Source organism: Caldicellulosiruptor naganoensis (assembly GCF_026914285.1).
GTDB lineage: Bacteria > Bacillota > Thermoanaerobacteria > Caldicellulosiruptorales > Caldicellulosiruptoraceae > Caldicellulosiruptor > Caldicellulosiruptor naganoensis.
Map to the genome: position 1 here is coordinate 1,995,781 of NZ_CP113864.1, position 25,646 is coordinate 2,021,426.

Consider the following 25,646-nt stretch of genomic DNA (forward strand, 5'->3'; position numbering starts at 1 on the left):
TACATTTTCACTCTGTCAATCCCGTTTTTTTTTTTTTTAGCTCATTTTCAACTAAATTTTGAGCTCAGAATGTACTTTTCTTTAAATGGCTTAAAATTTCTTCAATTTTCTTAAGTTTATAATAAAAAATCAATTTATCTTACTCGTAATTCAGCCGTCAAAAACTTTCATCCAATCAGCCTCGTTTTCTTTGCCGAAGAAAGAGCAGAACACCGAAAATGTCTTTTTTACCTTTCTTGAGTCGATACCGAGGCAGGCATTGCAAGTAGCAAGTTTTATCTTAGAATTATCCTTAACTTCACTTTTGAATAGCCATCGATGAAAAGTAGCAAAAGCACTTGTTGGTAGTTCTCTTTGTTTGAATAACTGAAGCTTATTTTTGAGAACTTTCTTTGATTTTTTAGTGAGTCATTTTGGGAATACGGAAAATTCAAAGCTTTCAAAGTCCGAACAAGGGAACGCTCAAGAACAACCATTGATATACTTGTGACATCAGAAGGGAAGTAGTTGAACCATCAACTCTTTTTGAACAGAAATTTCAAGACACAAGGCAGGTGTTGCAAGTTTTACTTCAATAAAAGCCATTGTCTTTGTCGTTTTCGTTTTTAGCAAGGTAGACTGACCTTTCCGATAATATAAAGCAATCGAGCAAGTTTTACTTTTAGCTGTTTTAGAGCTGGGCGAGTAGGATCATCACAGGAAGCAATACATATTTAGCTCTTGTTCGATAGCCATATTTTTAGCGGTCTCATAAATTTCATTTTTCTCCATAATCGTGAACCCCCTTTGGTGATTATTTCAATACTAATTATACAGTAGACACAATTTTATTTTAACTCCCTTTGTTCACATCTTAGGAAATGGATTGATGGTTAAGAAATAAAGAGAAAAGATTAAATGAGTTTTTATAGGTAGATTGAAAAATGAGAGCGGGTTGTCAAAGTAACATCCTTTATAGGGGCGAAGACGTTGCATACAAGCATAACCGACATCCATGCCATGGTAGATGGGACAAGGGAATTGAGGGCAAGTGAGAAAAGACCCTGAGAGACATGAGAGGGTAAACACCATGGTTATTGTGGATAGAAATCCGCCGTAATATGGTAGAGCAACAAGATAAATACAATAGAGAGGCTGAGTCTAAGCTGGGTATGGTATAATAAAGTAATAATAACAATATCAAGAACAAAATTATTTGTTTCGATAGCGAAATTTAAAGAAATCGCGAGATATTTTGAGAAAATCAAAGATACATTGAGAGAGAGGATATATTTAAAAAAGCTGATACCTTTTATTCTTTGCTTTGTAAGAAATAGGCGGTAAATATGTCTTCACCAAGCACCGATCAATTTTGAGAAATCCAATTCAACACCTTCTCTTTTAGCTGATAGTATTCAGTTAATTCATTTTTGTTATATACAAAAACCTCATAATCTTTCACTTGACCATATCTAATAATATCATCTTCAAAGTTAATCACTTTTGCAATATTTGATTTATTAATTTCAAATTTATCAATAGCAGAATTATGAGTAAAGATATAAATCTCTTTGCCTCTATAATATGGATTATATCTAACAAAATTTGTATACTTCCATCTCTTCAAAAAAAGAATATAATTGTGGCCTGGTTTCATAAGATTATAGCCATAGTATGCAAAGAAATTGTTGTATTTACCTAAATTAAAATAACTTGGCTCAAATATATAAATTTTTGAATTCTTTATGCCTCCTTTGTAAATCTTGATAACATTGAAAGCTGTCAGTATTGAACCTTTCACATAAATTCTATCGTTCAGTGCAGTACCCTTTACAATTACCTCAGAATCTCTAATAATCTTTTCCAACGAAAAATTTTCATTATTGCACCCTTTAAAACTGCCACCATTTAAAAAAACGCATTGGTCTTTTATATTTTCACTGATAGTTTGTGTCTCAATATTAATAAATGATTTTTTTACGAAAAAACTTACAACCATATCTAAGGCTAAAATAATAAATATCACCACAAACCACTTTCTATTCATCTTTGCTTTCATCCTCCGAATAGTAAACTTTCCCTGAATCTACCCTGAATTTATAATCACATAGCAAATTTATATCTTCCTTTATATGACTTGCTAATAAAATTGTTGCTCCTCTTCCCTTTTCCTCTAACAAAATTTGTCTTACAAGTTTAACACCATCTTCATCAAGAGAATTTGTTGGCTCGTCAAGAACAATCAATTTAGGTTTTTCCATTATAGCTTGTGCAATTTTCAATCTTTGTTTCATACCAAGCGAATATTTTTTATACGGTCTTCTATCTTCTGGATCAAGCCCAACCCTTTTTATTGCATTTTTGATCTCATCATCAGTAATTACATTTTTTATAGAAGCTAATAGTTTGAGATTTTGAAAACCTGTTAAATTATCCCATAAATCAACATTTTCTATAATTACCCCTACACTTTCAGGAAAAGAAATATCTCTTCCTATTCTCTTTCCAAAAACAATAACTTCTCCAAATGTTGGCTTTATCAATCCACATATAGCTCTAAATAACATAGTTTTGCCTGAACCATTTCTACCATAAAATCCATAAATCTTTCCCTCTTCGAGCTCAAGATTAACATTATCCAAAATAACTTTTCCTTTGATTATCTTCGTTAAATTTCTAACTTCTATTGCTTTCATATTTAAAATCACCTCTTTCCTGTCAATCTCTCTCGAATATTTCGATATTTTTAACTACTTTTATTCCTATTATCACTACAATCGAAAAATAAATAGCAAGTATAAACATTGACCACCATATGCTAAAACCATTTATGCTATCTATTCCATAAATTCCAGTTATATCAACAATAAATCTATCACTATGCCAACTCAAAACAGCTTGTAAAACAGGACTAAATTTTATTAAAAGATAATTGAAATCATTTAAAGATATAAAAAAGGGAACAAAGAATATTAGCCAAACTATTATAGTAAACAAAAAGGATATTCTTGAACTCATATATAATGATAATATATTTGCAACTATAGCAAACAATATTACAGAAATAAAATTTAGCAGAACCATTACTGCACAACACAATAGACCTTTTAAAAAAGATTCTACCCTAAATTTATTTGCCAAGGCAAATAGTGTTGTGGTTATTACAAATGTAACCAGAAAAGATAAAATGTATAAAGATATAAAATGAAGCTTATTAAAATACCATGAGAGCCTACTATCTTTTCTTGTAAAAATGTAAACTGCACATCTTTTAAAATCATGAGAAAAAACATTTCCTAAGGTAGCTATAAGATATAATCTGGGCAAAGCATATATTAAAGGATATATAAATGAAGTTACTTTACCCGGGAAAGGTAAATAATTGAAACTCAAAATCAAAAAAATCTCAACAGAAGTATTACTATAAAATTTCAAAGACATCAGCCAATATAAATCAATTAACAAAGAAATAACTAAGGAACTGACAATACTATTTATCAGTTTTCTGATTTCTTATCACCTCTGTAAATATCTATTTTTTTCAATGTATTTGTCATAATAATGTTCAAGAAGATAAAAAGCAGCAAAAAATAACTAAGGTATATTCCAAATAAAAAAAGATGCTTTTTTAGCGATAAACTATAGCTCATCAGAAAATTTATTAACATACCTAAAGTAATACCAGAAAAATTCACTGTTTTAAATATATATATAAAGACAAAATCTATGAAAGGCACTAATATACCAACTATATACGCCGTAATAGCTCTTTTAATAATAGCCAATACAATAAGATATACTGTTCCATATACAACTAACAAAAGAAGCACAATAAATAGAAACTCTAAAATGAATATAAACTCCCTGTAGCTTAAAACTTTTAAATACTTTGAACTCAACATAACAGTTACTATCAAAGGTATTGTGTATATAGACAATAGATAGATTAAGGTATCTTTTAGTAAAATTTTTATTTTTTCCTTCCACCAATCCTCAACATAAGTATATTTCAGAATAATCAGGCAATTATCCATATGTATTTGCGAACTGACCAAAAGAAGATATATGGGTACATAAAAAAACGTGATTACGTTTGCTTTAAATATTTGACTTAGAATTAAATCAATCGTCCATGCTTTATTCTTATTCAAAAATTTAAACAAAAAAATCGAAAGTACTAATTCCACAAATAAAGTTGCAAAATAAGCTATAAATTTTCTTGCTAAGTTTAAATAGAAAATTCGCCTAAATTTCATTATACTTCATCCTTACTACATTTAAAGTTTATAATAATAAGACTTATAAAGAACAACATAGTCATAAAGATTAGGAAATATTGGTAATTCGTAATTTCAGAAGAAAATGGAAGAATAATTAAATAATCAGCTATTGAAAATGTAGTTGACGAACTAATTAATTTTCCAATAATATTTTCCAGCAGATAGAATAAAAAAGCTAAAATAACCACCAAATATCTGTTCATTTTTCTAAAGAAGGATATAGAATATGAAACCAAAGCAATGATACCAGCACAAACGCCATTTAAAAGCATATAAAATAAATTATGTAAATAAGGATTTATCGAATGCAATTTTGGAAGTTGTACTGTACTTAAAAATTGATAAGCATTATATGTTGGTTGGTTAAATACGTTTTCCGACGGAGAATAAACTGGCAATAGACAAAAGCATAATAATTGATCAAAAAGCAATGTCGCAAAAACTACAATAAAACCAGAGAAAAAGACAATTATTCCCTTCCCAAAAAGATATACTCTTTTATTACAACGCGTAATAATATAATTTATAACTCCTGCCCTTTTATCCTCTAAATATGAATCTGAATACGGTATGGTTGCAAATAACGGAATTAAGAAATAAGCAAATAGTTGCCCCCAGTATCCACGAACTTTATTGTACAACAACCACATCTGATATGCAGATGGTAGTTCAAAAAAAGGTGAATTGATTAACATTACTGAATGATAAATAAAATCGACACTTATGTAAAAAAAAGCAATTACCATTACAATAAAAAATTCCTTTCTACTAAATAACCTCTTCAATTCATATTTTAACACATTAATCAAATTACAATCACTCCCAAACATTTGATAATGTAGGGTTATAACAATAAATGCTATAACCCTACAAATTAGCTTTATTAAACTTAGCGTAAATCATACCAACCACTTGCTTGGACAGACACAACATCTACAACGTCATTTTGAGCCCATAAATTGATATAGGTTCCTTTATTAATGTAATTGTTGGTTATAAAACCAATACTAACAGTACCATTTTGAAGAGATACTGCTACAACATTTGTAAGATAATTACCATTTGAATCAGTGACCCAGAAATCTACCTGGTTGTTATTACTTAATAATGAATCTCCTTTACTACTAAGTCTTACTAATACAAACTGATCAGTTGTTTCTTTATTTGCTCCATTAATTTTTGTATCACCTTTAAAAGCTGGCAATATTACGTTGAAATAACCGCTTACTGCTAGTGCAAATACAAACGTTAAAGCAAAAGCAAATAAACATAGTACTGAAATTAAACTTTTGAATTTAAGACTTCTTATTAACATACACCTCCTAATTTTTTTATTTGCATCCCTTCATAGGTACCCATGAAAGGTTGATGCCAATAATAACACTGAATCTAATTTTTCCACCAATATTATTTTTAGTGTGATTATTTCTCTAATTTCTTTATTAAAGATAGTTTGTACTTTCTATACCTTTAATGTAGATTTATTCTTGTAAATTTCTGCATATATTTTATTATTTATGTTTTCACCTGTCAATCCCGTTTTTTTTTTTTTTTTAGACTATATTTCTTTAATTTTTTAGCTAAAACTAAGCTTTCTTTAAAATTTCTTTATATTTCTTCAATTTTCTTAAATTTTTATTAGATATTGAACTGCTAAAAAAAACAGGCTCTATAACAAATAGGCTCTTTGTCAAAAGTTGGAGTGGGCATTCTAAATATCAACCTCTCTTTTGACAAAGAGCCAGATTAATAGAAACTTTTTAATCATTTCTTTTTTCTTTTTATCACCAAAGGAAGCCTGAATTTTAACACAAACTTATAACATACATTAAATAGAAACTTTTTCTACAACAAAATGGAAGTTAAAATAAAATTAAGGCTCATAACCTGGTAGGTAACTGAAGTTTTCTGAAGTAATTTTCCATTTTCGGTTTTCTTTTGATAAGTTAAAATAATATCTTATTACACCTTTTGGATTATATGTCACCAATTTTTTGGGAAGTTGTTGCGTTTCTTCATACAGCCTTTTCTGATATTCTATTGTCATTTCTTCAGGCTTTATGCTTCCATTTACTTTATTATCAATTGGAATCAACGCAACCATTTTGTTTTCGCAATATACATCTGCTATGACTGTTGCTGTATCACCTTCAATCCTTGTTTCTAAAAATTTTATATCATTTATTTTCCATTCAACAGTCCTTATATCTGAGGGTGAATAAGCTTCTCCTAAAACAGCCGTTTGAAAAACTTTTATTTTATTTGCCAAAATTCCTGACTTTGCACTGTAATATTTCTCACATTCCTGGGTAATTTCATTTATCTTTCTGTCTATAAGCTGTGAAGGAATTTTAATATCTGGTGACTTTGTATACTCTGATGGATACACACTTTTACTATAAATATTTAGTGCACTCTTCACCACTTCTTTTATTTCCTCCTCATTATTCAATTGCTGAATACTTTCTGCATTATAACCAATTATAGTTGCAACTATTGCAATAATTACCAGTAAACCTAGTACAAATAATTTTCTTTTTTTCATAAAATTTGACCTCCCCATCTTATTGTGGTCTAACAGCAATTATGATTGTAGACAGAGGATTAAGATTATATGGCTTTAAATGCCATATTGCCCATTTCCTATCTGTTGTGTGTTGATCTTGCAAAACACCGTTTATCCCAGAATCAGGGTCTCTGGCATAAACCACTACAATAGCAGAATGATCATATGTTCCATCAGAATCCCAATCATAAAATAATACATCTCCTGGTTTTAGGGAAAAGTTAAAGTCTGACTGAGAACTATAATCCCATCTCCCAATATACATAGCATTATTTGCACTAAGCAACCAATATCTTAGACTATCGGCAACACTCCAAGCCTGTCCCCAATTCCACCACCAAAGTACTTTTTCACAATACCAACCTCGTTGTTTATCAAATGGGATAAGTCCACCTTCATGTAATGCCTGAGAAACAAAATTTGTACAGTCTTTGCTAAAATTAGGATAATCAGGATTTCTGCTTAACGCCCATGTATCTGCATAATTTACAGCTCCGCCAGAGGAGTAATATGCATTTACTTTAACACAATTAAAAAAACTCAAAAATAAAGTTAAAATCAAACTTAAGGTAACGTATCTTTTAACTTTTTTAGTAACTATCATTTTCTCATCTCCTTCTCTTGTTTTGATGTTTATCACAACCCTTCTCAGCCGGCTGATGAAAGGCTGTTGCTTATTTCCCTAACTTCAATCTCCATTTTCTAAAACTCTTTCAAACATCATATGCCAGTTCCTCTAAACCTATCTGTCCCTGTTACACTTCTTATTTAATGTAATTGATATTTCCTTATCCATACTCAAAACAAATTGTTGCCATATTTTTTTGAGCACAATCTGTTATGCTACTTTACACAATAGTATCTTCTTATCATTTCATCATCTAACTTGTTTTTTTATATCTCAGTTTCTTTATTCACTTATTTGGGTATTTTATTCTCAAAATATTTTTTCTGTAAACTTTTTTCTGGAATTTCTAAGCAAATTTTATCTTATATATTTTCACACTGTCAATCCTGTTTTTTTTTTTTTTAGCCCATTATCAACTAAATTTTGAGCTCAGAATGTACTTTTCTTTAAATGGCTTAAAATTTCTTCAACTTTCTTCGGTTTATAACAAAATAAATTTGCAATTTATGGCTAATTAAAATATAGTTAAATTTCATTTCTTTTTCTCTACTATCTTTCCGTTCGCCTAAATAATAGCAAATAGGTTTTAAATCTAAATAAATATCATGCAAAATATTTGTTAAATTTTTAGCTTCTTGAATAAAACTAATTAGCAGATAAGACAATAAATGTATATATATATATATAAAGCCATCATCATTGAGGTAAAATTATAGCAAGAGAAGACTAAAAACACATATAGCCGTTTGCAAAATGAATAGATGTACAAACCATAAAATAGGAATACAGGAATAAAAGTCAAGAGGCTGCATAGGTAAATTGTGCTATTTACACACAATAACAATATTATCAGCAACGTATGTAACTATAAATTTATTACAAAATAATTCTAAAGCCAAAAAAGGCAAAATTATATCAAACCCTTTAAAAAGAGTTTTTAGTGTGGGCAATTTGTAGGGGATTAAAAATGCATTTTTTAGAGTTAAGAAAAATCTCAGGCAATAAGTTTTTTAAGTTTTTGAAGTTTTTTGTAAGAGATATTTTGGTGATGTTTTAGTATGGCATAAGAGAGAATAAAGAGTAAAAGCATACAAATAGCAGAGAGTAAGAAGTCAGAAAAAAGTGAAATATGGTCATATGAAAAAATGGTATCATGACCGAGAAAAGATTTTAGATTAAAAATAGTTTGCTCGATAGTAACTCTGGATTTGTAAAGTTGATTAAACTGCTCAGAATTTCTATCGATACCTGGATAATACCGCAGGTTGGCATCCGGGTATGTATAGAACATTCTACCTGACTTAGAGGTAGTACAAGGATGTGGGCAAGTGCAAAAGCGTTTATTGTCTTTAATCTGAGAACAAGGGCAGCGCCATTTAATTCTTAGGGAGCGATTTTTACCATTACAAAGACCTTCGTAGATAAAAGGTTTATTTAGTTTATTACAGTAGGTTAATCAAAGCGGGAATAAGAGCTTTTGAATCAGAGATAGCTTTAGAAAAAGCGGGGGCTTGTGGGTCATCAAAATAAGGACAGAAGGCAGAAGCAGATTTGGGGAGGTTTGAGTATGTGAGATAATACACAGCAGAGGATGTGAGGTTAGGGTTTTGAAATTTGTTTTTCTGAGCAAAAGATTTTTCTAAATCTTGAGAATGTAGAGATAGAGGATATTTTCTCGAAGTTGCATAAAAATTTAAGATGATAAGATTTGAGTTAAGGTAGAGAATTTGAAGATTTTTTGGATGAAGAAAGCACATAACATAGATTGCAAAATGCTCATTTTGAGCGTTGCTGAAAAAGGCTAGTATTATTAAGTTTTAATAATATTCACCTGTAATATGTATTTATTGCAATTTATGCTTGGCTGATAAAGTTGAAAAAAGTGGGTATTCAGAATACCCACTCCATCTCTTGACATAGAACCTGAAAAATATTATAAAAAACTTCATTCAGAAAGATAGAAACCTTCTTTGCCTAATTATCATTTTTCAACTTTAATTCTATGACTGCATCAAAGTTATTGAGAAATATTTTTCTCAACTCTTGCTATACATTCTAAGAGTTCTTTTTCGTATTCTTCATACACTTTTTTGGTTTTTGAGTTTCTAAATGACTGCAAATCCTCGTCTAAGGCATTTAATAAAAATATTGTCTTTTCAATATCAGGTTGAATATTAATAATTTTTTCTTTATTTTTAGGGTCAACTATTTTTGTTTTAATTTTCTTTAGAAAATCAACCATTTTGATAATTAATTCATATCTTGAGTTAATTATTTTACCTATTTCCTTATCTTCAAATATGTTTGGCTCTTTTGCAATTAACATCGTCAATGTATTATTTAAAAAATATGCCTCAAGTCTTCCGTTTAGATATGAAAAATCCATATTTTCATCTTTGATGAGATATTCCAGAATATCACTTGCTTCAGAGAGTTTATGAGAATATTCGACAAAAAATATATTAATAATTTTTGCATTATAATTGACTTTAAACACTTCCAATTTGTTTATTCTACTAAACAAAAAGCCTCCTATAAACACGCTCAAAATTAAATATGCTAAAAAAATAATTACTAAAATATTGCACAAATAAGTTTTTTTCAATTAACGAATAACCCCCTCTTTTTTGTTTTGATATTTATCTCAACCTTTTTCAGCCGGCTGATAAAAGGTTAGGGCTTAGATTTAAAAAATTCTAATTTTTTTTATTCTAAAGATTTTTCAAATATCACACGAGGCCTATTTAAAACTCTATCTGCATCTCATACATTTCTTAGCTCATCTATTTCCCCTACACTGCAAACAAATTGTTGATAAGCCTTCTTGAGCACAGTCTGTTATATCTTGTGCCTTACATAATAGCATCTTCTTTTTATCTTTTCAATCAACTTGATTTTTTATATATTCATTCTTTTATTTTTTTTTAAGACTATTCTATGCTTAAATTATTTCTTCTGTAAATCTCTTCTTGGAATTTTTATGTAAATCATATCTTATATATTTTCTCTTTGTCAATCCCGTTTTTTCTTTTTTTAGCCAATTTTTAGCTAAATTTTGAGCAAAAAATACATATTTCTTTAATTAACTTTAAATCTCTTCGATTTTCTCGATTTTTAAAATTAAAAATTAATTTAAATACTTTTACTAAAAAAATATGCTCCCTTTTAATCAAAAGTTTTGTCTCTTTATTGCTTACTAAAAGTAGAGCATATCAAACTTATCGTTTGTGGAAGTCCCTTTATTAATATTCAATATCTGAAACAACTACATCAAAAGTAGCCACCGCTTCATCTTCTGTAACGGCTTTCTCAGAAAATACTCAAATAGGTTAAAGATAAGGTTACTTTTTAACTATTCTTGCATCTTCCCCGTATGTACAGAAAATTTTATTAATAGTTGCAAATTTAACTTTTAATTTTGTATTATTAGTTTTTTCTTGTTTTAATTTTTTCTGAAAAAACTAATTTAATATTTTTTGTTTCTTAAAATCTTTACATTAAATACCATTCTACTACTTTGTCGTTTGCTATTAACACTCATTTCTGTTGTTGAAACATAATAAATTAGCTTTCTCCTAACTGAAAGATAAAAATAATTATTTTTTATAGAGCAATCTATAATTATTTGTTAGTTTATCACATTTGAAATTTTGAAAATTCAATTGTAAATGGTTTATCATTAAAACTGTATTTTATTTCCAAATTCCTGTTATAACCTAACAGAATAATATTTTTTACACAATGTATTGATTTAGTTTAATATACTTAGATATACATTTATACATTCTTACAGCATTGTTGCCAGGTTACTGGTATATATTGTTGACTTCATCAATATTAGAGTATATAATAATAGCAACAAAAATTTTTTATAATAACTAAAAATAGAAAGGTGTGTGATTGCCAATGTATAACAAGAAACAAGTATATCTTATTATTCTTACTTTAACTGCAATATTTTGCTTACCATTAATGACCAACATTGTCTTTGCACTATCAAATAAATTAGACACTTATCAAGGAACAGGATTTACTGATGTCGGCAAAGAATCTGTTGACAGTTTTACAATTACAAAAGGTGATTTTTATTGTTATCACAGAATAACTAAATCAACTCGATGGAATACTGGGACATATGCTGAAATGAAATTAACTCCTCTTAAAAAAGAATGGTTGGGATACAAGAGGCTGTAAGTAATTAAGCTCAAACAATTCAAGTTAGTCATAATGAAACATCATATTATACACTTCCATTTACTGAGCTTTCTGACGGAACTTATAAAATATACTTCCAGTCCACTTATAAAGATAATGTAGATTTTGATGGTATTGTATATGACGATAAGTAATATTAGAAATTTTAGCAGGGGGACCATTATGAAACTTAAAGAAATCTTAAAAAATGCATTTATAGTTATATGTTCTCTTGTTTTGTCAATGTTTTTATGTTATTATGTTTTAGATGATATCTGGTTACATTTTTCAATTGAAGCATTTAGCTTTATATTTTTGAGAGTTTTTGTAGCTATTTTATTGTTTTCTCTCTTGCATCTTATATTTAACGGAAAATTATATTATTTCATGTTAGATATTTTATTTACTAGTTATATTGTTTTAGTTATTTCGCTTAGCTTTTTCCGGCTAAGCAGATCAGAACATTACATCAACTTTAATTTAAATGAAATAATTTATTATGGTTTATCTCAAATAATTGAAAACTTCATTTTGTATTTGCCAGCTGGTTTCTACCTTTCTTTTAGAATAAAAAATAAACCAAAAATCACAATTTTTATTTTTTTAGTATGGATTATAATAGTTGAATTGTTACAATTTTTAACAAAAAAGGGTGTATTTGATATTTTAGACATTATAATTAATTTACTTGGTTATCTTACAGGAATCTTGATATTCAACATACCCCAAATAAAAAACTTTTTTAATAACAAAAAAAAGACCAGCTAATTAAAAGCAAGAGGTTTTTAAAAAATTTTGAATATATTTTTTACCGCAGAACAATACTCTTCGCAATATTTCTGAACCTCTTTTTGATATTTTGTTCTTCGTGCCAACAAATTGCCATGATTGAACTACCGAGAGGGTTAAACCAAAATATGCAACTAATTTGTTTTGTAAGCAATCAATTCATCGTTAAAATGATAATATTGACAACAATCTTTTTGGATATTTATATAGTTAAAAGAGGGGCTTTTCAAATTTTTTGTGAAAAGCCCCTCTTATCTTTATTTTTATTTTGAACTTGATTTTCTAACTTTACATTTTAATGTATTTATTCTTTTTTGTATTTGTATGTTATTATTGTGTTTAAATATAATAAATATAAAACAAATAAGAATACTGCTATCTCATTAAAAGTACTTTTTTCAAGTCAAATTAATCTATAATTCCCAAAACCAAAAAGATAAAAAATACCGGTAATATAATATTCTACCATTCTTCTCCTACCTTATTATTTTTTGATATATTTCCGCGCTATAATAATTAATACAAAAAACGCTGTAAAAAATCATACTCCATTTATTGGTCTTTTCTAATCAATAATCTCATCAATTGGCGCGCCGGGTGGGACAATTGGAAGAGCTTTTTCGTCCTTGTCAATTACAAAGTCAATCACAGTTGGTCTTCCAGACTCAAGAGCTTTTAAAATAGCCCTGTCAACCTCATCTGGCGATGTAACTCTTATGCCAAGTGCACCGTATGCATCTGCAAGCTTTACAAAATCCGGTGGCCTGTCAAGGGTTGTTTGTGAAAATCTTTTTCCATAGAAAAGGCCCTGCCACTGGCGAACCATGCCTAAAACGCCATTGTTAAGCAGCGCAACTATCACAGGTATATTGTAGTGAACAGCTGTTGCAAGCTCACCACAGTTCATTCTAAAACTTCCATCTCCTGCAATATCAATTACTACTTTGTCTGGTCTTGCTATCTTTGCTCCAATTGCTGCACCAAAACCATAACCCATTGTACCAAGACCACCTGAAGAAATAAACTGTCTTGGCCTTTGGTATTTGTAAAACTGTGCTGCCCAAATCTGGTTTTGTCCAACCTCTGTTGTGATTATTGCATCGTTGTTGGTAAGAGCAGAAATTCTCTCAACAACATACTGGGGATGAAGCTTGCCATCATTTGGATAGCTCAAAGGATAGTTTTTCTTCCATTCATATATCATCTCTATCCATTCAGTATTTGTCTTTTTCTCAATATTATCAACCAGTATCTTTAATATCTGCTTCACATCGCCAACAAGCGCAATATCAGTGCTGACGTTTTTGTCAATCTCAGCAGGGTCAATATCAATGTGAATAATCTTTGCATTTGGTGCAAATCTGTCAACCTTGCTGATTACTCTATCTGAAAACCTTGCACCAACAGCAATCAAAAGGTCGCAGTGTGACACTGCATAGTTAGAAGCGCGTGTGCCGTGCATTCCAACAAGCCCTGTATAGTTCGGATGAGTTGATGGAAATCCACCAACACCCATCAAAGTTGTGGCAACAGGTGCATTTATCTTTTCTGCAAATTGAATGAGCTCTTCTGATGCCTCTGACGAAATAACCCCTCCGCCAGAGCAGATAAAAGGTCTTTGACTTGAATTTATAAGCTCAATCGCCTTTTCTATCTCTTCTTGTGTTGCAAAAACCTTTTTCTTAATTTTCTTTGGCTCTTTTTTCTCATATTCAGCATATGCTGCTGTCACATCCTTGCAAACATCAATTAAAACAGGTCCTGGTCTTCCACTTTGCGCAATTTCAAATGCACGTCGAATGGTATCGGCTAAAACATTTACATCTTTTACAATAAAATTGTGCTTTGTAATTGGCATAGTAATACCTGTTATATCAACCTCTTGGAACGAGTCTTTGCCAAGCAAGTTTGTTGGCACCTGGCCTGTTATTGCTATAATTGGAACAGAATCCATATAAGCTGTTGCAATACCTGTGACGATATTTGTAGCACCGGGGCCTGAGGTTGTAAACACAACCCCAACCTTGCCAGATGCTCTTGCATACCCATCTGCTGCATGGGAGGCGTGCTGTTCGTGCGATGTCAAATAGTGTTTTATCTCATTTTGATGTTTATAAAGCGCATCGTAGATATTCAGGGCAGCACCGCCCGGATACCCAAATACCTCTTTTACCCCTTGTTCTTTTAAACACTCAATAATAATCTCTGCGCCTGTCAGCTTCAAAATACCACAACCCCCAAACCAAGATTTTTATTCAAGTATAGCACCAGTTGACGCTGACCTTACAAGTTTTGAGTATCTGTAAAGATACCCTTTTTCCACTTTTGGTTCAAATGGTGGAAGGCTTTCAAGTCTTCTTTTTATTTCTTCTTCAGGCACCTCTAAGGTAAGAGTTTTATTTTCTATGTCAATCGAGATGATATCTCCATCTTGCACAGCTGCAATCGGACCTCGCTCTGCTGCCTCTGGTGATACATGGCCAAAACAAGCGCCTCGTGTTGCACCAGAAAACCTTCCATCGGTGATGAGTGCAACATCTTCAATTAACCCAACACCTGCCAAAGCTGATGTCGGTGAGAGCATCTCTCTCATGCCAGGTCCGCCTTTTGGGCCTTCATACCTTATAACAATAACATCTCCTTTTTGGATTTTCCCTTTCAAGATTGCCTCAAACACTTCTTCACCGCTTTCAAACACGCGCGCCGGGCCTCTGTGCTTCATTAGCTTTGGCGGCACTGCACTCTTTTTGACAACAGCACCATCTGGCGCAAGGTTGCCTCTTACAATCACAAGCCCACCTGTTTCAGAATATGGATTGTCGATTGGTCTTATTACATTGTAATCTTTAACTTTTGCATCTTTGATATTCTCTCCCACAGTTTTCCCTGTAACTGTCAAAAGATTTAAATGAATCAAACCTTTTTTAGAAAGCTCATTCATAACAGCTTGAACGCCGCCCGCAAAGTAAAGGTCTTCAATGTGGTAATGCCCTGCTGGTGAAAGCTTGCAAAGGTTGGGTGTTCTGTCACTGATGTCGTTTATAATATCAAGGTTAAGTTTTATCCCTAATTCATTCGCAATAGCAGGAAGATGCAGAATAGTGTTTGTTGACCCACCAAGCGCCATATCCACTGTCAAGGCATTTTCAAATGCCTCAATTGTTAAAATATCAGATGGTTTTATGTCTCTTTCTACAAGCTCAACTATCTTCATTCCAGCAATTTTAGCAAGGCGGATTCGTGCTGCCATCACAGCTGGAATTGTGCCATTGCCCGGAAGAGCAAGCCCCAAAGCCTCACTCAGACAGTTCATTGTGTTTGCTGTGAACATGCCAGAACAAGAACCACAACCAGGGCATGCATTCTCTTCCAGAGCAAAAAGCTCCTCATCGGTAATCTTGCCAGCAGAGTACGCACCTACTGCTTCAAATACAGAGTTCAAATCACACACTTTATTATCTATCCTGCCAGCAAGCATTGGACCGCCACTTATAAGTATGCTTGGGATATTCACTCTTGCTGCAGCCATCAGCATTCCTGGTACAATCTTGTCGCAGTTTGGAATCAAGACCATGCCATCAAACTGATGTGCCATTACCATTGCTTCAATTGAGTCTGCAATCAGTTCTCTTGTGATGAGAGAGTACTTCATTCCAATGTGACCCATTGCAATCCCATCACAAACACCAATTACGTTAAACTCTATAGGTGTTGCACCTGCAAGTCTGATACCTGCTTTTACTGCCTCTGCAATCTTATCAAGGTGAATATGCCCAGGAACCACTTCGTTCCATGAATTTACAACAGCAATCAAAGGTCTTTTAAGCTCCTCATCTGTATATCCCATTGCCTTGAAAAGCGAGCGCTGAGGCGCTTTTTCAAAACCTTTTTTTACAATGTCACTCCTCATTATTTTTCACAGCTCCTTTAAAAGAATACTTTAGTCATATATATCAACACCATCAACAAGTGTAAGTTTTTTGAATTCTTCCATTAGTTTTTTTGTAATCGGTCCGACCTCACCATTGCCTATTTTTCTTCCATCAACCTCTGTGACTGCTATAACCTCTGCTGCCGTGCCTGTAAAGAAACACTCATCTGCATTGTAAAGGTTAAATAGTGTGAACACTTTTTCATACACAGGAATACCAAGATCTTTTGCAAGTTTCATCACAGTTCTTCTTGTAATACCATCCAAAGCTCCAAGATAAACAGGTGGTGTGATAAGCTCGCCATCCTTTACAATGAAGATATTATCACCCGTGCACTCTGTAACATAACCATCTTGTGTGAGCATTATAGCCTCTGGTACACCTGCCATGTTTGCCTCAATCTTTGCTAAGATGTTATTTAGATAGTTCAATGACTTTATCTGAGGGTCTAAACACTGAGGACTATTTCTTCTTGTTGAAGCAGTAATAACCTTCATTCCCTTTTCATACATTTCCTGTGGATATAAAACAATTGAGTCAGCAATGATAACAATAGTTGGTTTTGGACATTTAGTGGGTGAAAGGCCTAAATCACCAACACCGCGTGACACAACAAGCCTTATATACCCATCTTTTATGTTATTGACTCTGCATGTCTTTTTTAAAGCCTCAATCATCTCTTCCTTTGATATTGGAATTTCCATGTAAATAGCCTTTGCTGCTTGATATAGCCTGTCCACATGTTCTTTGCATTTAAAAATCTTTCCATTGTAAACTCTTATCCCCTCAAACACCCCATCGCCATACAAAAACCCATGGTCAAACACTGACACTTTTGCCTCTGATTTTTTATAAAACTCCCCATCAATGTATACAAGTTTCTCTTCCATCGAAACATTTCCCCCTATGTGTATTATTAATCTTTTCAGGAAAAACTAAAAGATGATTAATTACTTATTGTATAATATCTGAAAACTTATGTCGACATGTTTTTTGTACTATTTTGTATTTTTTTAATGATTTTTTCTTCTGAGAAGAGACAACATGAAAACCTGAAGTTATTTTTATACATTATACCTAAGAGAAATTAGAAATACAATAACAAAAAAGAAAAAGGCCTCATCACTTGAGGCCTCAAAAAAGCCTTTACTGCACATATTCTAATATTCTGCACATCCACTCGTACGTTTTGACAACCTCATCCAGCACTGCATATTCAGATGTGGTGTGAGGATTGTAATAACCAACAGAAAGACAAAAGCTGCTTATCCCAAACCTGTCAGCGATGTATCTTATATCGGCAATGTGAGGACTTTTTTCTTTCTTTGCTGGAATTCCTAAACTTTTGCCTATTTCAATCACCTTGTCATGCAAGTCTTTTTTAAAACATATATCTTTGCCACCATAGCTGCAGACAACATCGCCAAAACCCCGTCTGTCAAGTCCAATCACAAGATTTACACCTCTGAAAAACTCTGGATGATTTTCAATGAAAAATATTACTCCCCTATGTTCGTCTTCGCAGGAAGTTGTGAAGAGAAATTTGAACTGGTAGTGGGTAAATCTTAAAAGAGCCAAAATGATTGCAATTCCGCATCTGTCATCAGCACCTATTGGGCGTGTACCATTTCCTTTTATTCTGCCGGTTTTCTCATCGTAAACCACTTCCATCATCCAATTCTTGCCCATCTCTTCGCTACCAACAGAGTCAAGATGGGCATTTAAAAGTACTTTTGGATTTTTTCCTCTTTCAACAAATAGATTGTTTTGCTTGTCATCATCATAGAAAACCAGCATCTCACTCAGTTCATTTTCTACAAACTCTTTCAGCTCTTCCTCTTTGCCAGGGTAGGACTCTATCGCGCACATCTTCAAAAGAAGTGACCTTATATAATCTCTTACCCCTCGGACATGGCATGGTACCTTCTTAAATGTTTCTTTACTTTTATTATATCACTTTTTTGGTGAGAATATATAAAAATTTTTCATTGAAAATCAAAAAACCATGGGATTTTGCCCATGGCTGTGAAAGTATTCTTACAAAGAATTTGTCCACTTGCCACACCTGTCTCCCCACATTGCAATAACTTTTCCTTCCATTGAGACTTTTACAACCTCACACCTGTTAGAACATCCTTTGCATTCGAAAGACGAAGTTGTAAATTCAATGTCTGCCGCATCAAACCCTCTGAATTTTGTCTTTGCTTTGGTTTTCTCAATATAATCTTTTGCCAATATTGCACTACCTATTGCTCCCATAACGTTAAAGTGTTCAGGCACAATAATCTCACTTTTTAGCTCTCTTTCAAACGCAGCTTTTATGCCTTTGTTTGCTGCAACTCCGCCCTGGAAAACAAACGGTGGTTCTAAGTTTTTGCCCCTTCCAACATTGTTCAAGTAATTTCTCACAAGCGCATCGCAAAGCCCTCTTATAATCTCAGCCTTTGAAAATCCAAACTGCTGCTTTGCAATCATATCTGACTCTGCAAACACAGTACATCTTCCTGCAATCCTGACAGAATTTTTTGCTGACAGTGCCAAGTCACCAAACTGCTCAATTGGAATTTTGAGCCTTTCTGCCTGATGGTCCAAAAAAGAACCCGTGCCAGCTGCACATACAGTGTTCATTGCAAAGTCCACAACCATCTGGTCTTTGATAATTATTATTTTTGAGTCCTGTCCTCCTATCTCAAAGATTGTCCTAACATTTGGAACAAAATGGATTGTGGCTGTCGCATGCGCTGTTATTTCGTTTTTTATAACATCCGCACCCAAGATTGCTCCTGCAAGCTGTCTGCCTGAACCAGTTGTGCCAACCCCTAAGACCTCAACATTTCCAAGACTCTCTTTTAATTGTTTTATACCTTCTTTAACAGAGTCAATTGGTTGTCCATTCGTCCTGATGTACGTCTTAAAAAGTACATTCACATCTTTGTCAATCGCAACAACATTTGTGGACACAGAACCAACATCAACCCCTATGTAAATACTCTTCATACCACTACAACCCTTTCTTCATCAGCATGTTGTTGAAACTCATTTACAAAAACCTCTTTTGTCCTTCCTTTCTTTCTATTTCTCAAAAGGTCAACAAAGGCTTCTATTCTTGTTAGCATATTTGCTTTTCCTGTTTGCTCATCAATTGGCAAAGATAAAATTGGAATATCAACTTCTTTTGAAATCTTAGGAATTAAACTTTGTGTCACAAGCTCTGGCAAACATGCAAAGGGCATAAGGTGTATTATTCCATCAAACCCTCTTTCCTTAAAGTCTATAATGTGTCCAACTGTTTCAACTGCATGCCCACCTATTAGAATCTTTATATATCTTTGTCCTTTTTTAATTATCTCTTTAAATCTCTTCGGTCGAAGTGCCCATGGGACCAAATTGTCGTTTATCCACTCAAAAAGATATAAGCTTCTTTCAACCTCAACACCAAGATTGCCTAAAATCTCTTCTATGCCAAAATTAATTGAACTTTCCATAACAACGTAAATCTCACCAACAATTCCAACTCTAATTTTGTCTTTCTCATCAACCTCTTTTGTTGGAATGCTAAGAAGCATTTTTTTACACTCTTCATATACCTTATAAAGCTCTTTTCGTGTCTTTATCTTGTCAAACTTTTCTTGGATCTCATTCCACACTTGAGTTGTCTGACCTTTATTGATTTCATAAGGTCTTATCTTTTGAACCATTTTTTCAAGCTCATCTAACTTCTGGACAAACCTGTATAATGTATACATTCTGTTTATTACTTTAGGCCATGGAACACCATTTCGGATTTTTTGGACATTTCTCCAAAATGCTTTCCAGTTATCCTGTGGTGCGTCGAATATTATAAGCTCAACATCGTCATAACCAAGCGACTTTAAAATGTTCCTGTGAGTATCGCCATAAAAACCTGCCCTGCAAGGCCCGTGCCCACCAGAGGTCACAAGCACCTTTGCACCCTTTTCAATAGCTTCCAAATATGTGCCCATGACCATCTTCAAAGGAATGCAAGCAAACTCGGGTGAGTATTTTACACCTAAGTCCATCGTCCTCTGAGTTGGTTTTGGGGGCATTATAACCTCATGCTCTAAAAACTCAAAAAGTTTTTTATATACAATCGTCGAACCCATATACGGAAACGAAACCTTCATCTTCAATTACCTCCGCACTAAATTCCATGCGAAACCCTTGCCCATTTCTTTCTCTTTAGCATATCCACAAATGCTTCTAATCTTGTTATCATATGCCCTTCGCCTGTGTGCTCATCCACCCTCAAAGTGGTAAAAGGCTTTCCCGCTATATCGCTTTCATACTGTAAAAATCTTCCAACAATAGCATCAGGACCACATCCGAACGCTGTTACATGAATCAGGCCATCAACTTCTGGGTCTTTGAGATAGAAAAGACCTGCGCCAAGTACCCTGTTTGAAAATGTCCAGAATAGCCTTTTTCTGTAGTGTCTGAGGTTTTCATATGCAATATCTGTCGGCACCATTTCAAAGGTTTTTATATTCACATTCATTGCTTCCAGTTTTTTTATTACATCCATGCTGATAAATGAGTCATAGACATCATACACATATCCTAAAACAGCTATAGTCACTTCTCCATCCTTTTTGACCCTTTTCAAATCCTCTTCCCATCTTTGAGTTCTGTAGCTTTCAAGGGCCTTGTCACAAGTAAGTCCACTGTGGAGCAAACTTTTAAACCTTAGAAATACTTCTTCAGCTTTCTTCAAAGCAAGCCTCAGTTCTCTGTGTGAAAATCCAAAGATTTCTGTCAGTATACCATATATTTTAGGTGAACTAATATCCTCGTTGTTTTTTTCATGTATTATAGGGGAAATTATCCTGCCACTGCTTCCCTCAACAGTGCCCTCAATTATATCAGGAAGCCCCATGAATTTTGGGCAAAAGTACTCTGGTTTTTTTATTCGTGCAAATCTTGGAACAAATACATAATCTGCCTTTTCAAGTCCTTCTATTACATGTCCAGTAAAAATCTTAATTGGCGCGCAAATATCCGAAACAGCAGCTTTTGACCCTTTGTCAAGTATATCCTTGTTTGTTATTCCTGTATCTACAACTTCAAAACCAAGTTCTCTAAATAATGTGTCCCAAAGAGGAAAATAGTAATAGTATAAAAGTGCGTGCGGAATTGCTATCTTCATCCGATGAATCTCCTTCTTAGTCTTTTAAATGTCCTATCTTATTATAACACAATCCCAAAAGGGTGTCTAAAAAAAGGGCAGTTTTTGTAAAAAAACAACTGCCCCTTTCTTGTTTAGTCTTTTGGTCTCATGGTTGGGAAGAGCAAAACATCCCTGATAGAGTAAGAATCGGTAAGTAGCATCACAAGCCTGTCAATACCAATGCCAAGCCCACCTGTTGGTGGCATTCCGTACTCTAATGCTTCTATGAAATCCTCATCCATCATATGAGCTTCTTGGTTACCTCTTTGCCTCTCTTTCAGCTGCTCTAAGAATCTCTCTCTTTGGTCAAATGGGTCGTTTAGCTCTGAAAAAGCATTTGCTATTTCTCTGCATGTTATGAAAAGCTCAAACCTCTCTGTAAACTGTGGATTGTCTTTCTTGCGCTTTGCAAGTGGCGATACCTCAACTGGATAGTCCATAATAAATGTCGGCTGAACTAAAAAGTCCTCAACCTTTTGTTCAAATACCTCGTTTATAATATGTCCTATCTGCCAGTTTTCCTCAATTTCAATACCAAGGTCTTTTGCAATCTTTCTTGCTTCATCTATGGAAGATACCTGTGTAAAGTCTACTCCTACATATTTCTTTATTGCCTCAATCATTGTAAGCCTTTGCCAAGGCGGTGTGAGGTCAATCTCTTGCCCTTGATATGTTATTTTTAGCGTTCCCAAAACCTCTTTTGCAACAGTTGTTATTAGCTCCTCTGTGAGATTCATCATATCTTTGTAATCAGCATAAGCCTGGTAAATCTCAATTGTTGTAAATTCTGGATTGTGCTTTATTGAGACGCCTTCGTTTCTGAAAACTCTGCCAAGCTCATAGACCTTGTCAAACCCGCCAACAATGAGCCTCTTTAGATGAAGCTCTGGTGCTATTCTAAGATAAAGGTCAATGTCAAGTGCGTTGTGATGAGTGATAAATGGTCTTGCAGCAGCACCACCTGCAATTGGGCTCAAAACCGGCGTTTCTACCTCTAAAAAGCCTCTGTCATCCAAATATTTTCTGATTGAACGAATAAACAAACTTCTTTTGATAAATGTATCCCTTACCTGCAGATTTACAATCAAATCAAGGTATCTCTTTCTGTATCTTGTATCGACATCTCTAAGGCCATGCCACTTTTCAGGAAGAGGTCTCAAACACTTTGTTAGCATCTCAATTTCTTTTGCTTTGATTGAAATCTCGCCTTTATTTGTCTTGAAAACCTCACCTTTGACACCTATGATATCACCAATATCATAGTATTCTTTGAACTCTTGGTATTTCTCTTCACCCACTTCATCAATCTTGATATAAATCTGGATTTTTCCTTTTGAGTCTAAAATGTCAACAAACGAAGCCTTGCCATGACCCCTTTTTGACAGTATTCTTCCCGCAACAGAAACAAACTGACCCTCTAACTGCTCAAAATTTTCTTTAATCTCCATTGAATAATGAGTAGGATCATATTTTACTTTTTCGTATGGATTGTACTTATTTTGCTGAAGTTCTCTTAGTTTTTTTATCCTATTTTGTATCTGCTCGTTTAGTTCCTCCTGTGTAAACTCAAACTCCTGCATACCCTTTCACCAACTCCGTCTTTTTATTTTGATATCTCGAGTATCTTATATCTAAACTTTCCAGCAGGAACAGTAACTTCCACAACTTCTCCAACTTTTTTGCCCATTAACGCTTTGCCCACAGGTGACTCATCAGAAATCTTAAACTCAAATGGATTTGCCTCTTTTGAGCCAACAATGGAATACTCAACAATTTCACCTGTATCTACATTTTGAATCTTTACATTTGTACCAATTCCTACAAAGTCAGTTGAAACTTCATCTTTGTCAATTATCTTTGCATTGTTTATAAGTTTTTCTAAGTAAGCAATCCTCTCTTCCAAAGCTGCCTGTTCTGCTTTTGCTTCATCATACTCAGAGTTTTCGGAAAGGTCACCAAATGAACGTGCAACCTTTATCTTCTCAGCAACCTCTCTTCTTTTAACAGTCTTTAGATTTTCAAGCTCTTTTAAGTACTTTTCATAAGCCTCACGCGAAAGTTGAAATTTTGCTGTATCCATTTCTCTTGCCATTTTTTCCTCCCCTTTTTTCATAAAGAAATTGAAATCTCACTTTTAAGATTAATTTTAGTTTGTTGATATATAATTTATGCTTGAACATTTTAACTTTTGACAATTATAAATCAAAGGACTTTTTATGTCAAGAAAGAAAAGTTGAGATTTCACTTTTCATCCTCTGGCTCTATATGAATCGTTATATAAGAGTTTGGCAGAGCCTTTCTAATTTCCTCCTCAATCATATTACAAAGATTGTGGGCATCAATCAAAGGTGTTGAGTTCTCCATTCGTATATGAACATCAATCTCTCTTCTGTCACCGCTCTTTCTTGTCCTGAGCTTGTGATAGCTTGTCACTTGAGAGTATTTCTTGATAATATCCTCTATTACTTTTATCTCTTCTTGAGGAAGGCTCTTGTCAACAAGGTCACACAAAGCTTTTTTTGTAAGGTCTATAGAAGCCTTTATTATCATCAATGCAACAGCTATAGCTATCAGTGGGTCTAAAATGTATATATGTGTAAATTTAATCACAACAAGTCCTAAAAACACACCAAATGAAGTAAATACATCTGTATAAAGATGCATTGCGTCAGCCTCTAACGCAATAGAGTCTGTCTTTTTTGCAACCTTAAATAGCTTCGAAGATATAAAAAGATTTACAACAGCCGAAATTAGCATCACAGCAAGCCCTGCTTCAATATTTTCAATTTTTCCTTTGGTTATTATCTTTTTTATTGCTTCATATATTATCATTACGGCTACTAAAAATATCAAAATAGCCTCAAACGCACCAGAGACATTTTCAAATTTGCCGTGCCCAAAAGGATGGTCGCTATCTGCAGGTTTCCTCGCCTGCTTTATTGAAAAATATGCTATGATGCTTGCCAAAAGGTCAATTCCTGAATGAATAGCCTCTGATATAACTGAAACCGAACCCATAATTACGCCGGCCACAAGTTTAAACAAAATCAGTGCAGTGTTTGAAAAAACTGATAAAAGTGCAGCCTTTTGCTTATCCATATAATACCCTTCAAACCCCTTTCTATGCAGGCTTCTATGAAAGAATTTCTTAAAATAATATAAAAAATCCTGCGAAGACTCATGTTTTTATAAAAACATGGGTCCCGCAGGATTTTGCCTCCTGCTGCCTGATTTTGCTCAGGCCCGAAAAGAGCAAACTTCTTGCTCTTTTCTGACCACCTTTTACTTTATTCACTTTTACTTGAGCTTTATTTTAACATCAAAAAGGTTTTTTGTAAATATACTTTTTGCATCTGAGAAGCTATTAATAGAAGTAAAAAGCAGCTTTTCGTTCAAGATTCCTATTATAGCAGGTGGAAGATTACAAAAAGGCATTATATCATACTCAACAATGTCTTTTAAAGGAAGAAAATCAACCTTGATGTCTCCTGGTGAAATAGAACTTTTTGTAAACATCCCATCTTCAACAATCCCTTTTTCTGGATAGCAGATTACTCCTTTACCTCTGTAAGATTTGTATTCTATATTTTCAAATACAAAAACAATATCCATTTGGTTTAAAATCTCCTCATAGTCAAAAACCCTGATTGATACAGTTCCAAACTCGCCTAAAAGCTCATCAGCAATCCTTGTGAAATGTGAAGATGCAGAAAAGACGTTTAAAACTTCTACCTGCTCAGCTATTTCATACAAAAGTCCTGATTTTTTGCTCTTTCTATTCCAATAATCCCTATCCTTTTTTCTTTTAGAGTTATTCCATACTTTTTGAAAATATTTTTTAGTACATAATATGCAAGATAACAGTTAATGTGAATATTTTCAGTAAAAGGGTTATTCAGAAATATTGCATTATTTGACCTTTGATGAAGGATATAATTGTACATCTTTAAAGATCTTTTGCCCATGTGCTCTTTGTTTTGAAAAACAAAAAACTCAAGTTTTGTCTCAATGCCATTTAAATATCTTATATACTCTTCATACTTTGGTAAAGCTCTCTTGACAACAACATTTCTCAATCTCCTTGGCAGGTACT

At 33.2% G+C, this 25,646-nt stretch carries 24 protein-coding genes, 3 pseudogenes and 1 riboswitch; of the genes and pseudogenes, 3 read left to right on the forward strand and 24 right to left on the reverse strand.

The annotated features are described in order from the left end of the window. Nucleotides 1-156: 156 nt before the first annotated feature. From OTJ99_RS09985 to OTJ99_RS10000, 4 genes and pseudogenes are all read right to left on the reverse strand, one after another. Nucleotides 157-771: pseudogene (locus OTJ99_RS09985) on the reverse strand (IS256 family transposase); the annotation flags it as partial. 574 nt (nucleotides 772-1,345) lie between these two features. Continuing rightward, nucleotides 1,346-2,026, reverse strand: coding sequence for a hypothetical protein (locus tag OTJ99_RS09990; protein WP_045166347.1), 681 nt, complete (start codon nucleotides 2,024-2,026; stop codon nucleotides 1,346-1,348). Beyond that, nucleotides 2,019-2,675 (reverse strand): ABC transporter ATP-binding protein, encoded by a 657-nt coding sequence (locus OTJ99_RS09995; RefSeq protein ID WP_045166346.1) that lies wholly within the window; start codon nucleotides 2,673-2,675, stop codon nucleotides 2,019-2,021. Before OTJ99_RS09995 ends, OTJ99_RS09990 begins: the two co-directional genes overlap by 8 nt. Nucleotides 2,676-2,697: 22 nt before the next feature. After that, entirely contained in the window at nucleotides 2,698-2,871 is a 174-nt protein-coding gene (locus OTJ99_RS10000) for a hypothetical protein (protein ID WP_157678152.1), read from the reverse strand. Between the two features lie 40 nt (nucleotides 2,872-2,911). Here OTJ99_RS10000 and OTJ99_RS10005 point away from each other — a divergent pair, with 40 nt between their 5' ends. Beyond that, nucleotides 2,912-3,187 carry a hypothetical protein gene (locus OTJ99_RS10005; protein ID WP_157841379.1) on the forward strand — a complete coding sequence of 92 codons (276 nt, stop codon included), beginning with the start codon at nucleotides 2,912-2,914 and terminating at the stop codon, nucleotides 3,185-3,187. A 289-nt stretch (nucleotides 3,188-3,476) separates the two neighbouring features. On the opposite strand, the gene OTJ99_RS10010 is transcribed toward OTJ99_RS10005, so the two are convergent. From OTJ99_RS10010 to OTJ99_RS10040, 7 genes and pseudogenes are all read right to left on the reverse strand, one after another. Continuing rightward, nucleotides 3,477-4,013, reverse strand: a complete 537-nt coding sequence (locus OTJ99_RS10010) for a hypothetical protein (protein ID WP_235375000.1) — start codon at nucleotides 4,011-4,013, stop codon at nucleotides 3,477-3,479. 221 nt (nucleotides 4,014-4,234) lie between these two features. Continuing rightward, nucleotides 4,235-5,059, reverse strand: coding sequence for a hypothetical protein (locus OTJ99_RS10015; RefSeq protein ID WP_235375018.1), 825 nt, complete (start codon nucleotides 5,057-5,059; stop codon nucleotides 4,235-4,237). An 89-nt stretch (nucleotides 5,060-5,148) separates the two neighbouring features. Then, nucleotides 5,149-5,574 carry a hypothetical protein gene (locus tag OTJ99_RS10020; protein ID WP_045166342.1) on the reverse strand — a complete coding sequence of 142 codons (426 nt, stop codon included), beginning with the start codon at nucleotides 5,572-5,574 and terminating at the stop codon, nucleotides 5,149-5,151. A 558-nt stretch (nucleotides 5,575-6,132) separates the two neighbouring features. Beyond that, nucleotides 6,133-6,804, reverse strand: coding sequence for a hypothetical protein (locus OTJ99_RS10025; protein WP_045166341.1), 672 nt, complete (start codon nucleotides 6,802-6,804; stop codon nucleotides 6,133-6,135). Nucleotides 6,805-6,823: 19 nt separating this feature from the next. Further along, on the reverse strand, nucleotides 6,824-7,429 hold the full coding sequence (locus OTJ99_RS10030; RefSeq protein ID WP_045166340.1) for an amidase domain-containing protein: 606 nt from the start codon (nucleotides 7,427-7,429) through the stop codon (nucleotides 6,824-6,826). 1,018 nt (nucleotides 7,430-8,447) lie between these two features. Beyond that, a pseudogene (locus tag OTJ99_RS10035) lies at nucleotides 8,448-9,224 on the reverse strand (ISNCY family transposase); the annotation flags it as partial. A 246-nt stretch (nucleotides 9,225-9,470) separates the two neighbouring features. Beyond that, nucleotides 9,471-10,058: a hypothetical protein gene (locus OTJ99_RS10040; protein ID WP_045166339.1), complete on the reverse strand. Its 588-nt coding sequence runs from the start codon at nucleotides 10,056-10,058 to the stop codon at nucleotides 9,471-9,473. 1,301 nt (nucleotides 10,059-11,359) lie between these two features. Between OTJ99_RS10040 and OTJ99_RS10045 the strand changes: the two genes are divergently transcribed. Together OTJ99_RS10045 and OTJ99_RS10050 are read left to right on the forward strand one after the other, a co-directional pair. Next, entirely contained in the window at nucleotides 11,360-11,647 is a 288-nt protein-coding gene (locus OTJ99_RS10045) for a hypothetical protein (protein WP_235374998.1), read from the forward strand. Nucleotides 11,648-11,830: 183 nt separating this feature from the next. Then, on the forward strand, nucleotides 11,831-12,415 hold the full coding sequence (locus OTJ99_RS10050) for a VanZ family protein (RefSeq protein WP_045166338.1): 585 nt from the start codon (nucleotides 11,831-11,833) through the stop codon (nucleotides 12,413-12,415). A 48-nt stretch (nucleotides 12,416-12,463) separates the two neighbouring features. On the opposite strand, the pseudogene OTJ99_RS10055 reads toward OTJ99_RS10050, so the two are convergent. The 13 genes and pseudogenes from OTJ99_RS10055 to OTJ99_RS10115 all read right to left on the reverse strand — a co-directional run. Further along, nucleotides 12,464-12,577, reverse strand: a pseudogene (locus OTJ99_RS10055) (transposase); the annotation flags it as partial. 424 nt (nucleotides 12,578-13,001) lie between these two features. Continuing rightward, complete coding sequence (gene ilvB / locus OTJ99_RS10060) at nucleotides 13,002-14,660, reverse strand: biosynthetic-type acetolactate synthase large subunit (protein ID WP_045166337.1); 1,659 nt, start codon at nucleotides 14,658-14,660, stop codon at nucleotides 13,002-13,004. A gap of 27 nt (nucleotides 14,661-14,687) precedes the next feature. Further along, nucleotides 14,688-16,346: a dihydroxy-acid dehydratase gene (gene ilvD / locus OTJ99_RS10065; RefSeq protein ID WP_045166336.1), complete on the reverse strand. Its 1,659-nt coding sequence runs from the start codon at nucleotides 16,344-16,346 to the stop codon at nucleotides 14,688-14,690. 30 nt (nucleotides 16,347-16,376) lie between these two features. Further along, nucleotides 16,377-17,258: a branched-chain-amino-acid transaminase gene (gene ilvE / locus OTJ99_RS10070; RefSeq protein ID WP_045166335.1), complete on the reverse strand. Its 882-nt coding sequence runs from the start codon at nucleotides 17,256-17,258 to the stop codon at nucleotides 16,377-16,379. 256 nt (nucleotides 17,259-17,514) lie between these two features. Further along, a complete protein-coding gene (locus OTJ99_RS10075; RefSeq protein ID WP_045166334.1) occupies nucleotides 17,515-18,237 on the reverse strand; it encodes a M20/M25/M40 family metallo-hydrolase in 723 nt (240 codons plus the stop codon). A 168-nt stretch (nucleotides 18,238-18,405) separates the two neighbouring features. Continuing rightward, the gene (locus OTJ99_RS10080; RefSeq protein ID WP_045166333.1) at nucleotides 18,406-19,365 is read right to left on the reverse strand and encodes an acyl-CoA dehydratase activase; all 960 of its coding nucleotides are present in this window, start codon (nucleotides 19,363-19,365) and stop codon (nucleotides 18,406-18,408) included. Further along, nucleotides 19,362-20,513 carry a 2-hydroxyacyl-CoA dehydratase gene (locus tag OTJ99_RS10085; RefSeq protein ID WP_045166332.1) on the reverse strand — a complete coding sequence of 384 codons (1,152 nt, stop codon included), beginning with the start codon at nucleotides 20,511-20,513 and terminating at the stop codon, nucleotides 19,362-19,364. The genes OTJ99_RS10080 and OTJ99_RS10085 overlap by 4 nt, the downstream gene beginning before the upstream one ends. 17 nt (nucleotides 20,514-20,530) lie before the next feature. Then, nucleotides 20,531-21,532 carry an acyl-CoA dehydratase activase-related protein gene (locus OTJ99_RS10090; RefSeq protein WP_045166331.1) on the reverse strand — a complete coding sequence of 334 codons (1,002 nt, stop codon included), beginning with the start codon at nucleotides 21,530-21,532 and terminating at the stop codon, nucleotides 20,531-20,533. 113 nt (nucleotides 21,533-21,645) lie between these two features. Further along, a complete protein-coding gene (lysS, locus tag OTJ99_RS10095) occupies nucleotides 21,646-23,133 on the reverse strand; it encodes a lysine--tRNA ligase (RefSeq protein WP_045166330.1) in 1,488 nt (495 codons plus the stop codon). Nucleotides 23,134-23,156: 23 nt separating this feature from the next. Then, the gene (greA, locus tag OTJ99_RS10100; RefSeq protein ID WP_083943584.1) at nucleotides 23,157-23,645 is read right to left on the reverse strand and encodes a transcription elongation factor GreA; all 489 of its coding nucleotides are present in this window, start codon (nucleotides 23,643-23,645) and stop codon (nucleotides 23,157-23,159) included. Nucleotides 23,646-23,794: 149 nt separating this feature from the next. Further along, nucleotides 23,795-24,652, reverse strand: a complete 858-nt coding sequence (locus tag OTJ99_RS10105) for a cation diffusion facilitator family transporter (protein WP_045166328.1) — start codon at nucleotides 24,650-24,652, stop codon at nucleotides 23,795-23,797. Between the two features lie 97 nt (nucleotides 24,653-24,749). Beyond that, nucleotides 24,750-24,842: riboswitch (NiCo riboswitch) on the reverse strand. Between the two features lie 8 nt (nucleotides 24,843-24,850). Then, nucleotides 24,851-25,306, reverse strand: coding sequence for a hypothetical protein (locus OTJ99_RS10110; RefSeq protein ID WP_235374997.1), 456 nt, complete (start codon nucleotides 25,304-25,306; stop codon nucleotides 24,851-24,853). Then, nucleotides 25,294-25,629: a hypothetical protein gene (locus OTJ99_RS10115; RefSeq protein WP_235374996.1), complete on the reverse strand. Its 336-nt coding sequence runs from the start codon at nucleotides 25,627-25,629 to the stop codon at nucleotides 25,294-25,296. Before OTJ99_RS10115 ends, OTJ99_RS10110 begins: the two co-directional genes overlap by 13 nt. Nucleotides 25,630-25,646: the final 17 nt, after the last annotated feature.

What these genes read in the sequence shown, in the direction of transcription:
- OTJ99_RS09990 (WP_045166347.1), bottom strand. Translation starts at nt 2,026, where the DNA reads ATGAATAGAAAGTGGTTTGTGGTGATATTTATTATTTTAGCCTTAGAT.
- OTJ99_RS09995 (WP_045166346.1), bottom strand. Translation starts at nt 2,675, where the DNA reads ATGAAAGCAATAGAAGTTAGAAATTTAACGAAGATAATCAAAGGAAAA.
- OTJ99_RS10010 (WP_235375000.1), bottom strand. Translation starts at nt 4,013, where the DNA reads ATGGATAATTGCCTGATTATTCTGAAATATACTTATGTTGAGGATTGG.
- OTJ99_RS10020 (WP_045166342.1), bottom strand. Translation starts at nt 5,574, where the DNA reads ATGTTAATAAGAAGTCTTAAATTCAAAAGTTTAATTTCAGTACTATGT.
- OTJ99_RS10025 (WP_045166341.1), bottom strand. Translation starts at nt 6,804, where the DNA reads ATGAAAAAAAGAAAATTATTTGTACTAGGTTTACTGGTAATTATTGCA.
- OTJ99_RS10030 (WP_045166340.1), bottom strand. Translation starts at nt 7,429, where the DNA reads ATGATAGTTACTAAAAAAGTTAAAAGATACGTTACCTTAAGTTTGATT.
- OTJ99_RS10045 (WP_235374998.1), top strand. Translation starts at nt 11,360, where the DNA reads ATGTATAACAAGAAACAAGTATATCTTATTATTCTTACTTTAACTGCA.
- OTJ99_RS10050 (WP_045166338.1), top strand. Translation starts at nt 11,831, where the DNA reads ATGAAACTTAAAGAAATCTTAAAAAATGCATTTATAGTTATATGTTCT.
- ilvD (WP_045166336.1), bottom strand. Translation starts at nt 16,346, where the DNA reads ATGAGGAGTGACATTGTAAAAAAAGGTTTTGAAAAAGCGCCTCAGCGC.
- ilvE (WP_045166335.1), bottom strand. Translation starts at nt 17,258, where the DNA reads ATGGAAGAGAAACTTGTATACATTGATGGGGAGTTTTATAAAAAATCA.
- OTJ99_RS10075 (WP_045166334.1), bottom strand. Translation starts at nt 18,237, where the DNA reads ATGTGCGCGATAGAGTCCTACCCTGGCAAAGAGGAAGAGCTGAAAGAG.
- OTJ99_RS10080 (WP_045166333.1), bottom strand. Translation starts at nt 19,365, where the DNA reads ATGAAGAGTATTTACATAGGGGTTGATGTTGGTTCTGTGTCCACAAAT.
- OTJ99_RS10085 (WP_045166332.1), bottom strand. Translation starts at nt 20,513, where the DNA reads ATGAAGGTTTCGTTTCCGTATATGGGTTCGACGATTGTATATAAAAAA.
- OTJ99_RS10090 (WP_045166331.1), bottom strand. Translation starts at nt 21,532, where the DNA reads ATGAAGATAGCAATTCCGCACGCACTTTTATACTATTACTATTTTCCT.
- lysS (WP_045166330.1), bottom strand. Translation starts at nt 23,133, where the DNA reads ATGCAGGAGTTTGAGTTTACACAGGAGGAACTAAACGAGCAGATACAA.
- greA (WP_083943584.1), bottom strand. Translation starts at nt 23,645, where the DNA reads ATGGCAAGAGAAATGGATACAGCAAAATTTCAACTTTCGCGTGAGGCT.
- OTJ99_RS10105 (WP_045166328.1), bottom strand. Translation starts at nt 24,652, where the DNA reads ATGGATAAGCAAAAGGCTGCACTTTTATCAGTTTTTTCAAACACTGCA.